Annotated in this window: 8 protein-coding genes; 2 read left to right on the top strand and 6 right to left on the bottom strand. The window is 60.7% G+C overall.

What is annotated here, in order from left to right:
* Positions 1 to 555: 555 nt before the first annotated feature.
* Positions 556 to 1506, bottom strand: coding sequence for a glycosyltransferase family 2 protein (locus VNN77_04260; protein HXG50606.1), 951 nt, complete (start codon positions 1504 to 1506; stop codon positions 556 to 558).
* Between the two features lie 30 nt (positions 1507 to 1536).
* A complete protein-coding gene (locus tag VNN77_04255; protein ID HXG50605.1) occupies positions 1537 to 2805 on the bottom strand; it encodes an ABC transporter ATP-binding protein in 1269 nt (422 codons plus the stop codon).
* A gap of 264 nt (positions 2806 to 3069) precedes the next feature.
* Between VNN77_04255 and VNN77_04250 the strand changes: the two genes are divergently transcribed.
* Both VNN77_04250 and VNN77_04245 read left to right on the top strand, forming a co-directional pair.
* On the top strand, positions 3070 to 3990 hold the full coding sequence (locus VNN77_04250; GenBank protein ID HXG50604.1) for a glycosyltransferase family 2 protein: 921 nt from the start codon (positions 3070 to 3072) through the stop codon (positions 3988 to 3990).
* On the top strand, positions 3987 to 5108 hold the full coding sequence (locus tag VNN77_04245) for a glycosyltransferase (GenBank protein HXG50603.1): 1122 nt from the start codon (positions 3987 to 3989) through the stop codon (positions 5106 to 5108). The genes VNN77_04250 and VNN77_04245 overlap by 4 nt, the downstream gene beginning before the upstream one ends.
* Positions 5109 to 5125: 17 nt before the next feature.
* Here the strand turns inward: VNN77_04245 and VNN77_04240 are convergent, their stop codons facing one another.
* The 4 genes from VNN77_04240 to VNN77_04225 form a co-directional block, all read right to left on the bottom strand.
* On the bottom strand, positions 5126 to 6262 hold the full coding sequence (locus VNN77_04240) for a glycosyltransferase family 4 protein (GenBank protein ID HXG50602.1): 1137 nt from the start codon (positions 6260 to 6262) through the stop codon (positions 5126 to 5128).
* 63 nt (positions 6263 to 6325) lie between these two features.
* Complete coding sequence (locus VNN77_04235) at positions 6326 to 7912, bottom strand: hypothetical protein (GenBank protein ID HXG50601.1); 1587 nt, start codon at positions 7910 to 7912, stop codon at positions 6326 to 6328.
* A 34-nt stretch (positions 7913 to 7946) separates the two neighbouring features.
* A complete protein-coding gene (locus VNN77_04230; GenBank protein ID HXG50600.1) occupies positions 7947 to 8852 on the bottom strand; it encodes a glycosyltransferase family 2 protein in 906 nt (301 codons plus the stop codon).
* Positions 8845 to 10620, bottom strand: coding sequence for a hypothetical protein (locus VNN77_04225; protein HXG50599.1), 1776 nt, complete (start codon positions 10618 to 10620; stop codon positions 8845 to 8847). The genes VNN77_04230 and VNN77_04225 overlap by 8 nt, the downstream gene beginning before the upstream one ends.
* Between the last annotated feature and the right edge of the window lie 181 nt (positions 10621 to 10801).

The following is a 10801-nucleotide window of genomic DNA, read 5'->3' as shown; positions in this document are numbered from 1 at the left end:
TCGGCTGCTGCGATCAAGCAACTCCAGCAGCTGAGAGCTGAAACCGCAACGACGTCGTCTACTCAAGAGGTCGCTGCTTGATATCGGGGACGAGAGGATATCCAACGCCTCAGGCTTTTACAGGAAAATTAGGACTTGACCGATAGCTCCCGGAAGTGGCCACAGGCCGGCACCCACATCAATTCCCAGCCCTTTGCAGAATTGCGACGCCACGCGAAAAATAGCACAACTGGCACCGCCCACGGTCAGGTAGTCTGGGTAGAACCCCCCGTCATAAAACCAACCACCCGGTTCGCGAACCAGCTCAGGACAACTTTCAAGACGTCGATAGACACGGAACAACTCGGGAGCGTTCGGCAATGACTCAAGAGGCAAGCACCCAATACCGATCCATCGACTCCGCAAGAATCCACTCCCTTTTCGTATCCGTTCTCGTAGAGAGGCTAGTATCGCTATCACTTTGCAACCCTTGATTAAGAACCCTTAAGGAACCCCCGATCCATTTGATACGCTCTCAGTATTCTTTCGCGTGGCTCGTCCGGGCTCATTCACCCCCTATTGTGGCCGCGCTCCTACCAAGTGGACGATTCTCTCTTCCGCGGAATGATTGCGTAACCGGCGCTCCCTTCGCCTACACATCGACCTCCAAGCGTACAAAGGCAGACGCCAGATTTCTCTGCTTACGGGATTCGCCCGAAAAGCTTTCATAAGATACTCCACGGTCTTCGTAAGATCTCCTTCATAGAAATAAAAAGACGCCGCCCTTAAAAACACTGTATTCGAAACTTTCCGGTGAGCCCTGCCAATGCGTTTGTTCAAAGCAGGATCCTTCAAGTATCGTTCCCTCACTCGAATTCCCTCCTTCTCCACTGCCGTGCTCCAGGACACGGTCTTCGAGCCATTGTGGAGGCGATAACGGGCTAACACTTTCGGAAGGAAATCAATTTGCTCCTTCAACGCGACGCGTATCCATAGATCCAGGTCCATCGCGAATTGAAGAGCTGGGTCAAGTATCCCAACACGGTCCAAGACCGACCTCCTCAGAAACACTGTCGGTTGAGGAATAAAACAAAACGACAGCAAGGATTCTATATCGAAGTTCGTAGTGGGATATTTCCCGATCACTTTTCCTTGTGCATCAATGTACAGGCATTCGCCATAAACCATTCCTGTGGCCGTGTGGTGCTGAAAGTATTCGACCACTCTCCTGATCGTATCTTTTTCGTACAGATCGTCAGCACAAAGCCACGCCACAATGTCTCCGTGCGCCCTTAAGAACCCTTTGTTGATCGCGTCGGTTTGCCCATTGTCAGGCTCCGAAACCCAGATAAGGTGTTTTTCATATCGTCGGAGCACAGCTAAGGTTTCGTCGGTGGAACCTCCATCGATAATGATATATTCTAAATTTGAATATTGCTGATCCAATACCGACCTAATGGTCTGCTCAAGGAAGCGCCCTTGATTTAATGATGGCGTAATGATCGATATTTTAGGCAGACTTTTCATACGTTTACTCTTTAGGCATGCCAATTATGACTAACCCGTGCGCAGGACTTGCCATGGGATGGAGGGTGCCACCAAACCTAGACGACCGTCTAGCGCGGTCAACGACCCGGCGTTTGTTACCTCGAAGCCCACTACGTCCTCCAGAACCTCGAATGTCTTTTCCATCGGCGCATGGGCGGCCACGTGAATCGAATAACTTCCTGGTACGAGAAGGTTCCCGGGTATTTCAAAAGATGACAGATATCTTCCGGGCTCCTTAGGAATGGAATCGACCTTTTGTAAGTCGCACTCCGAAGTGCTCATTACGGTAACTCCGGACTGGTCGTTGACTCTAATGCCAATCTGGCACCTCGAGATCGGTCGTCGAATAATGTACTCAACCTGAACCCTAATGGCATCGTTGCCTGCGAAGGTTGCAGCGGGTTCGTTTTTTTTGCCAAGCGTCGTTACCTTCTGGAATGCCACCACGTCAGGCCAAGGCTGGTCCGGAGACCGACACCAAATTGCAGGTGATCGCAAATTATACTTCAGGTATCCAGCAATGACCGAACGCGATATATCGTCGTCGGCTTTCTCACCATCTTTCAGCAGAATGCATCTGGAGCATAGCCTCTCGACCGCTGCCATGTTATGGCTGACGAAAATGACCGTCCGCCCCTGCTGCGCCACATCTCCCATTTTCCCGAGGCACTTCTTCTGGAACGCAGCATCGCCGACCGCGAGAACCTCGTCCACGACGAGAATCTCGGGCTCGAGGTGGGCAGCCACGGAAAAAGCCAGGCGCGTGTACATGCCGCTCGAATAGTGCTTGACAGGCGTATCGATAAACTTCTCGACCTCCGCAAAGTCGACGATCTCATCGAACTTGCGGTCGATTTCCTTCTTTTTCATCCCCAGGATCGCGCCGTTCAGATAGATGTTCTCGCGGCCCGTGAGCTCCGGATGAAAACCGGTGCCGACCTCCAGAAGCGAGCCCACGCGCCCGTGAATAGTCGCCTTGCCCTCGGTGGGCTCGGTGATGCGCGACAAAATCTTCAGCAAAGTGCTCTTCCCGGCTCCGTTGGCGCCGATAATTCCGACCGCCTCGCCCTGTTTGACTTCAAACGACACATCCTTTAAAGCCCAGATGAATTCCGAGAACGCGTCGCGCCGCCCTGCCGGCCCCGGGAACCCTGCCAGCCAGCGTAGCGGGGCATGCGCCAGGCCGGCGATGCTTTCGCGAAGCGTCCGGTAAGGCTCGCGCTCGCCGATCCGGTATCGCTTGCTCAACCCTTCCGTGCGAACTGCAACGCTCGACATTTACGATCTGTCCGGACTCGGTTTTTCGTAGCGATTCGGTCGACCCACGGCTTCGGGGTTCGCCGCGCAATCGAATCGATAACGCTTTGCGTCACAAAATCCCCCGGCCTCTGGATCTTGGCGGCCTTTTAACCCCTTCAGGTAAACAATCTCTTTTCGATGTGCAACGTTAGCAACTTTAGGACCATCTTGCCAACGCGCGTCGAAGTTCGACACCCCGCGACCTTTTCACCTCTCCCGCGGCTTGGCTTATACTGCGCCAGTATGCACGTTACCGCGGTGGTGATACCGACCTACAATCGGCGTGAAACGCTTCTTCTCGCGCTCAAGGCGGTTTTCGAGGCTTTGCCCCCCGCGCACCGCGTCCTCGTCGTCGACTCCGGCTCCAGCGACGGCACCCGCGAGAGTGTCCGGGCCCGCTATCCGCAGGTGGACTTGATCGAAGGGGATGCATCCATGTGGTGGGCCGCCGCCGTGAACCGGGGCGTACAAAGAGCCAAGGAGCTGGGTTGTACTTACGTGCTGACCTATAACGACGACAATGTCGCGACCCCGGGACTCTTCTCTGCGCTCGGAGAGGCTGCAGCCGCCGACTCCGGCTGCATCATCGGGGCGGCTTGCTGCTATCTCGACCGCCCCGAGATCGCTTTCTTTTCGGGGCGCATGCAGGCCCGCGGTAGCGATCGGTTCTATTACCTGGATCGTGACGCTCCGCTTGCGGAGATCGGCGACCGCTCGGGCCCGGTCGACATGCTGCACGGCATGTGCACGTTGTTCCCGATGGCGGTGTTCGATACCGTCGGCCTTTTCGACGAAAAAGCTTTCCCCCAGGTCTTCGCCGACGATGACCTTCTGATGAGGGCGAAAGCCGCCGGATTTACACTCCGCGTATGCACTCGGGCAGTCGTCCTGAACGATCGCAGCAAGACGGGCGTAAACCCGTACGACCGCCGGCTGGGCCCTCGCGGCTGCGTGCGGCTGCTGACCTCGCGCAACTCCACGTTTCAGGTCGTTGCAAGAACTCGGTTCCTGTGGCGCCATCGCACGAGCACGTTTCGTTTCTGCAAGACGTGGCTTCTCGATTATCTGCGGCTGCTGGCCCTCGTCACGTGCCGTTGGCTGCTCCCCCAGCGGGCTTTTTACCGGATCGGCATTGGCTGGACGCGACGGTTGCAGCGCCTATGAAAGTCCTGGTTCTGACGAAGCGCCAGTACATGGGCAAGGACCTCCTCGACGACCGATTCGGGCGCTTCCGCGAGCTCCCGGCCGAGCTGGCGAACCTGGGACACGAGGTTCGCGGCGTCACGCTCAGCTACCGCCGCCGGAACGACACGACGGTTCTCGATTCGGCCCGACCGGGAGGGCCGTCGGTGATGTGGGAATCGTTCGACCTCACCAGCCGTGCCGGGGCCGGTGCGGCAATGTTCATCCGCAGGTCCGTCGAGATCATCGGGCATTTCGAGCCCGATGTCATATGGGCGGGTTCCGATGCTTTTCTGGCTGTTCTCGGCGCCTGGCTCGCAAGACGCCGGCGCCTTCGCAGCGTGATCGATCTCTACGACAATTTTGAAGCGTTCGGCGCCAGCAGGCTGCCGTTGATCGTGCCCCTGTTCCGTCGGGCGGTCAGGTCCGCCGATGGCGTGACCTGTTTTAGCCGCCGTCTGGCTGCTCACATCACGCGCGATTACCGCCGCCTCAAACCGACCGTCGTGATCGAAAACGGCGTTCGGACCGAACTGTTCCGGCCGCTCGACCGCCGTGAGTGCCGGCTTCGCCTGGGGCTTCCGGAGACGGCGACTATCGTTGGAACCGCCGGCGCCCTGGATCGCAGCCGAGGGATCGAAACGCTCTTCAGCGCTTTCGAGCTGCTCGCCGCGGAACGAAGCGATCTCTGGCTCGCACTGGCGGGGCCGATCGGCAGAGGCGTGAGCTTGCCGGACCATCCCAGAGTACGGTACCTCGGCAACCTGCCCCACCATCAGGTCCCGGATTTCGTCAACGCCTTGGATCTTTCCGTGGTCTGCTATCGTCATTCCAGTCAGGGCGAGTACAGCTTCCCGCAAAAGGCCTACGAAATCCTGGCGTGCCGCGTTCCAATCGTGGCGGCCGCCGTGGGAACGATGATCGAGCTGCTGGAGCGCCACCCGGACCACCTCTATGAAGCGGAAAACCCGTCGAGCCTCGCCGCCGCCGTAACCCGGCAGCTCCGAGAAAGGCAGGTTCTCGACCTGCCGGTGCCGTCGTGGCGCGATTCGGCGGCCGAGCTGGAACGTTTTCTTCTGCGTTTGAGCCGAAACAGCTGAGCGGCGGGCCGCAACGCTCATGTCTCCAAAGCCTTCTGGTACTCGCAGATCACCCTTTCCCAAGAGAACATCGCTCGGGCACGGTTTCTCGCCCTCTCACCCATGACCGACCTTCGAGAGGGATCCCGCAACAGATCCAGGACCGCGGCGCTCAGCGCTTCGTAACGACCCGGATCGACGAGCAGGCCGGTCTCCCCGTCGGCCACAGCGTCCGGGATGCCCCCCACGCGGGTGGCGATGGCGGGTTTACCGGCCGCCGCCGCCTCAAGGAGAACGATGCCGAAGCCTTCCGCATCTCCGTTCATCGAAATGGCGGGTAGAATGACCAGATCGCATGCCCGAAAAAGCCTGTCGACCTCTTCGTCTTCCACCGTGCCCAACAGCCGCACATGGTTTTCCAGGCCGGTCGCTTTGACCGACCGGTTGATGTCGCTCCAAACGTCGTCCCTGTGGGTCAGCGATTCGCCGGGATTGCCGCCTACTACGACCAGGCACGTTTCCGGGGCGTCGCAGACGATTCGGGGCAGCGCATAGCGGATGAATTCCGCGATTCCTTTTCGCCTGGCGAGGCGGCCGACGAAAAGCAGAACCCGGCGGCCGGAGAGTCCCAGCTCTTTCTTCACGATATCCTCCCGGTCCATCTCGGCGCCAAAGCGCTCAACGTCGACTCCCGGAGGGATTACGGAAATCCGGTCCGGCCTCACCCCTTTGCGTTTCGCCAAATCGGCGGTGTACGAGCTGTTGGCGATCAGCCGGTCGCAGCGCCTGGCCCACCGGACACACAGCCACTGGTACCAGAACGACGGATAGAGGAGATCGAGACCGTGTGCCTGCAGCACGGCCCTGCGGTTGAACAGGCGAGCCAGCAACACGACGATCGGCGCCACCATCGCGCTCCCGCCCAGAATAACGTCGATCCCCGGATTCTCGGAGAGCAGGCGGCTTCCCCGCCAGAGCGCGTAGGAGGCAAAGGACACCAATCCTGGCCATGGAGCTCGGAAAACTCCTTCTTGAACGGGTACCCGGCGACCCGGGTGTGAGGTGACCACCACGGTCGGCTGATGCTTTTTGAGGCCGGCGTACACGTGCTCGACCACGGTCTCGATCCCGCCCCGTCGCGGCGGAAAGTTCCAGGTGACGATCAGGACCTGCATCTGCGGTAAGGGCGCCCGTGTTTCGATCGTTTCTCGTTTCGTGCCAAGATCGACCGGGCCTCTCTACGGTCCGGCGGTCGGCGCCGGAGTCGAGCGGAGACGGTAGATAGTACCGTCATGCTCGATCGAGACCGCCTCCAACGCCGCGTCGTGCTTGAGCTCCTCGCTGGAGGGCAAATACCATCGCCAGCCCACCTGGTTGAAGTAGACTACGACCCCGCCTCTTTTTCTCAAGTCGTCGCTCATCGCCGCGATCTCCCTGGTGTAAAGGTCGTTTTGCCCCCGCGTGTCGGGATGGGTCTTGCGGGGGATCATTGCAGCGGCGATCCCCAGCACGGCGTAAAGTGCGTCCGGAGCATTGCTGTACACCAGCGTGCCTGTCGGCAACCCCGCCACTTTTTTGACGGTCGCGGACTCGTGCCAGGCCCGAGCCGCATAGCCGATCCCGTGAGTCCGGCTCAAGGCCAGCCACGGCCACGCGCTGAAACCCTGCAAGGCGGCCGCCGCGATGACGGCCAGAACCAACGAAGGGGACCAGGAGCGGGAAGATCGTTGAGGAAAGCCCTCCGAAGCGGTTGCACAAAGCAAGGTCAGCATGAGCGGAAGGTAAATCGGGGCGAGCAGCCGGGTATCGAGCGGGGTTTGATAGTCGAAGAAGGAAATCGAGCCCGTTAGGGCGCAAAGGTAAACGGCGGCCGCCGTTCCCAACGACAGGTAAAACAACGATCTTCGCTCCGCTGCGGGCGGCGGCCCATGTTTTTTCGCCCGACCCCGAACCCGAATCGCCGCGGCCAGACCCAGCGCCAGCAGAGAAGCGGCGATCAGGTTTCGTTCAAGGTCGTCGCGGATCCACCATGGTGCAAAGATCCAGTCGAGCATGGTGTCCATCGCCCCGTAAGCCCGGCTCCAGTCGATCGGGTGAAAACCGAGGCGCCGACCGGTGAAGGTTCCCGAGAAAACCCGATTCCTTACCAGCCAGAGAGCCAAAGGCAGCGCTGCGATGGCCGAGCAGACCGCCGCATCGGCAATCCTGTGTTTCCGCAACCCCGCTGGCCGGAGCAAAACAACCGCGACGAAGGCGACGATGAACGCGGATCCGGCGTAGCGCACCAGCGCGCTCGAGCCGGTCACGGCCGCCGCCGCTACCAGAGCCCCGCGATGTCCGCCGTTGCGGTGGTACCTCAACAGAAGAATCCACCCCGCAAGCAGAGCGAAGATAAAGAGCGGCTCTGACCATAGCATCGAATGGGTTTGAATCATCGGCAGGGCGGTCGTCGTCAGCACTGCCGCCGCCACCGCGACGTCAACCCGTCCTGTGCCCATGAAAGCAAGCCATCCCGCGAGGGATATATTGGCTCCAAAGAGGAAGCTGTTCAGCCAACGGGCCGTCTCGAGCAAGTCCCAACCGGCCCACGCACCGGCGGCCAGCACGAACGGATACAGCGGAGGATAGTGAACGACCGCGGCAAAATCCCCGGGCGCCGTCGGAAGGCTGACTCCGTGGCCCCCGGCCAGGCTGCGGGCCGCCCCGGCATACACCGCCGAATCGGGGCTGAGCCCAAGGCCCCACGGAGTGGCGTAGAGGATGACGGCCAGGCCCGCCGCCGCGCACAGGAGCAAGGAGGCAAAGACAGCGTATCTTCGTGTCACCGCCGCTCAGGAAAGCCCGCCGGCCGTTCTCTCGTCACCGGTCGCGCTCTTCCAAGTCTTCATCCTCGCGCAGCGCCGGGGGGCGCTGCTCCATGCGCAGCAGGGCGATCTGCTCCGAGATCAGGCCCAGCATGAAGACGATCACTGCGGTCGTGAGGAGAAAGACCGCCATGTTCGTGAACCGGCCTTCCGTCAGATAAGTGTAGAGGTAATAACCAAGCCCGCCGAACCCGAAGACCAGGCTCACCGGCAGGAACACGCGGAAGGGAGTGAACAGCGTCGCGATTCTGGCGATGATCAGCAGAAACCGGATCCCGTCAGTCATAAGACTGATCTTGCTCTGCCCGGAACGGTACAACGACTGGATCGGCACGTATTTCACCGTCAGGCCGGAGCGCAGAAACGCCAGGGTCAACGTCGTCGGATAAGAAAAAGTATTCGGCAAAAGGTCGATGAACCGCAGCGCGTCGCGCCGACGCATCACCCGGAAGCCGGAGGTCAGGTCCCGCACCTTGAATCGGGCAACGTAGGAAGCGAAAAGGTTGTAAACCGCGTTGGCGGCGTAGCGGTGCAGTCGCAGCTTGGATCCCTTCGCGCGGGCGCCCACCACCATGTGGAAACGATCGCTCTCCGCCAGCAGACGCGGGATGTCCTCGGGTTGGTGCTGGCCGTCACCGTCCATCAGGAGGAGCAGCCGGCCCCGGGCCGCACGCATTCCGGTCTTGACCGCCGCGCCGTTCCCGATGTTGTAGGGATGGCGGATGACCTTCGCCCCCGCCTCCATCGCGACTTCGGCGCTGTTGTCCGTCGAGCCATCGTCCACCACGATGACCTCGGTGCCGGAGAGGTTGAGGGCGCGCACCTTGCACAGAACCTCGGAGAGGTTTTCGGCTTCGTTATAGACCGGTATGACGATGGAAAGTTCGTAACGGTCAGCCATTCAACTGGTAAACCGCGTAGCCTCGACCCTCGAACCGTTTTTCTGCCCACCGCTCGAGGAAGCCGCTCCAGACCGTGAGCTCCGACGGCTTCAGGTTGTCCGCCATATACCTGTCCAGCAGATCGCGTCTGACCAGCAGGTGCGTGATGCCTTCACCCCTGAGCCTGCCCGCAACCTCCGCCGGCCCGGCGGACTGTCGAACGGCGCGAAGCAAACGCGCCGGGAGCTCGCCGCCGTCGTGAATGTATCGACGCCGACAATAATACGCTCTTCGCCCGACGAAGAGAAGATAAATTTTCGACGTTTCGGGCGTTTGCTCGTTGACGTAGCGCATCGCGGGGTATTCGGCGAGCTTGCTCTCCAGGTACCCCTCCCTGCTTTGCCCGCCAGCCAGATAGGAGATCGCCCCGGTCTCCTGCGCATAGCGGTGCAGATAGCCCGCGTTCACCGCCGCGAAGAACAGCAAGCCCGCGTACAGGTAGGCTGGCCTGCCGATTCTCAGGTAGATGTTGAAGACCGCGTAGACGAGCAGGATCACCAAAGGCGGCACGATCGGCAGGATGTAGCGGACGCGCAGGTCGGCCAGGAAAATCGCGTAGCCCAGGAACAGAGCCGCAAAACCGATGCAAAGCTTTTTCTCGCAGAGCCACTTTCCCTTGAACGCCCACGGCAGACCGAGGATCAGCAACGGGGTCAGCACGCCGTCGAAATACTGCGGGCTGTGGTCCCTCCCGGAAAAAAACACCCGCAGCGGCAGGGCCGCGATCTGCCACCAGCGCTCGCCGTAGAGGAGTTTCCTCTTTGCAAAGATCCCGAGCTCCGTGAAGGCCGCGCCTATTCCCGGAGCCGGATCCCGAGTCGCTTCGAAAAACCGGCCCAAGAACGGATAAAAAGGATTTCCCGTCTGGAGCTCGTTCTTGATGAGCCACGGCAGCACCGGAATCAACGCCAGCGTTCCGAAGAGCGCGACCGCGCCGACGATCCGCTTCGGCGCTCCCGCCGATGCCGCGGACAAAAGGAAGACCATCGACAAGAGCGCCAGGCTCAGCAAGCCGTTCGGCTTGGTCGCAGCGGCGAAACCCGCCGAGCAAGCAGCCAACGCCAGCCACCGCCGCGCCCCCTCTTCCCGCCAGCGAACGAGGCAAAGCAGGCTTGCGGTTGAGTAGAATACCAGCCCCAGGTCGACGTAAGCCGCGTGCATCGAGCGCAAGACCGCGGGCACGGAAGCGAAAAAGAAAAAGCCCAAAAGCCCGTAAACCGCGTTCATCCGCGCGGAGAGATGGGCGAAGATCAACAGTCCGGTGAGCCACCCGAACGTTCCATGCACCAGCTTCGGCACGAAGTCGATTTCCCAGTAAATCCAAGGGATATAGAGCATGTCGAGGAGCATGGGATAGTAGGAGTAAGGAGCGAAAGGAACCCCGACAATGCGGCCCTCCCGGACGTACAGATTCGGAATCGCCAGGTGGTGCGTGAGCTCATCGCGGGCTATGGGAGGAGTCAGGCTGAGGGCGACTTGAGCCAGCGCGAGAGCCACAATCGCTCCCCAGAGCCATCGCCCCCGCCCGGCGACCCGCGAGGCGATGGCGGCGATTTCGATCACGATAAATGCAGCTGCACCCGCCGCAGCGCCCGCCGCCGTGGCGTTGAGCCAAGCGCTGCGCAGGTATCCGGCGACTCCCGCGAGAAGGTAAACGGTCGCGGCAAGCCCCAGCAGGCAACCGGCGATGCAGGTTCGCAGCAGGAGGCTCGAATAACGGTCGTCCATCTTCAGTCGCGCCAGACGGGACCCGTGGCTGCACCGGTACGCCGTCGACGGCCCGCTCCCCGCGCGAAGGGCGGGCGCAGGCGCTGCCGCCTGCGGCATTGCAGGCCCGGCGATCGGACGAGGGTTTTTTTCAAGGCAGAAACAGGCCGGGCGTCAGGCGATCGTTTTTCCCCCGCCGGAG

Source organism: Candidatus Zixiibacteriota bacterium (assembly GCA_035574315.1).
Taxonomy (GTDB): Bacteria; Desulfobacterota; Binatia; order UBA9968; family UBA9968; genus DATLYW01.
The sequence above is the reverse complement of the archived record's forward strand: the minus strand, read 5'-3'. Positions and strand labels throughout refer to the sequence as shown.

What these genes read in the sequence shown, in the direction of transcription:
- VNN77_04260 (HXG50606.1), bottom strand. Translation starts at nt 1,506, where the DNA reads ATGAAAAGTCTGCCTAAAATATCGATCATTACGCCATCATTAAATCAA.
- VNN77_04255 (HXG50605.1), bottom strand. Translation starts at nt 2,805, where the DNA reads ATGTCGAGCGTTGCAGTTCGCACGGAAGGGTTGAGCAAGCGATACCGG.
- VNN77_04250 (HXG50604.1), top strand. Translation starts at nt 3,070, where the DNA reads ATGCACGTTACCGCGGTGGTGATACCGACCTACAATCGGCGTGAAACG.
- VNN77_04245 (HXG50603.1), top strand. Translation starts at nt 3,987, where the DNA reads ATGAAAGTCCTGGTTCTGACGAAGCGCCAGTACATGGGCAAGGACCTC.
- VNN77_04240 (HXG50602.1), bottom strand. Translation starts at nt 6,262, where the DNA reads ATGCAGGTCCTGATCGTCACCTGGAACTTTCCGCCGCGACGGGGCGGG.
- VNN77_04230 (HXG50600.1), bottom strand. Translation starts at nt 8,852, where the DNA reads ATGGCTGACCGTTACGAACTTTCCATCGTCATACCGGTCTATAACGAA.
- VNN77_04225 (HXG50599.1), bottom strand. Translation starts at nt 10,620, where the DNA reads ATGGACGACCGTTATTCGAGCCTCCTGCTGCGAACCTGCATCGCCGGT.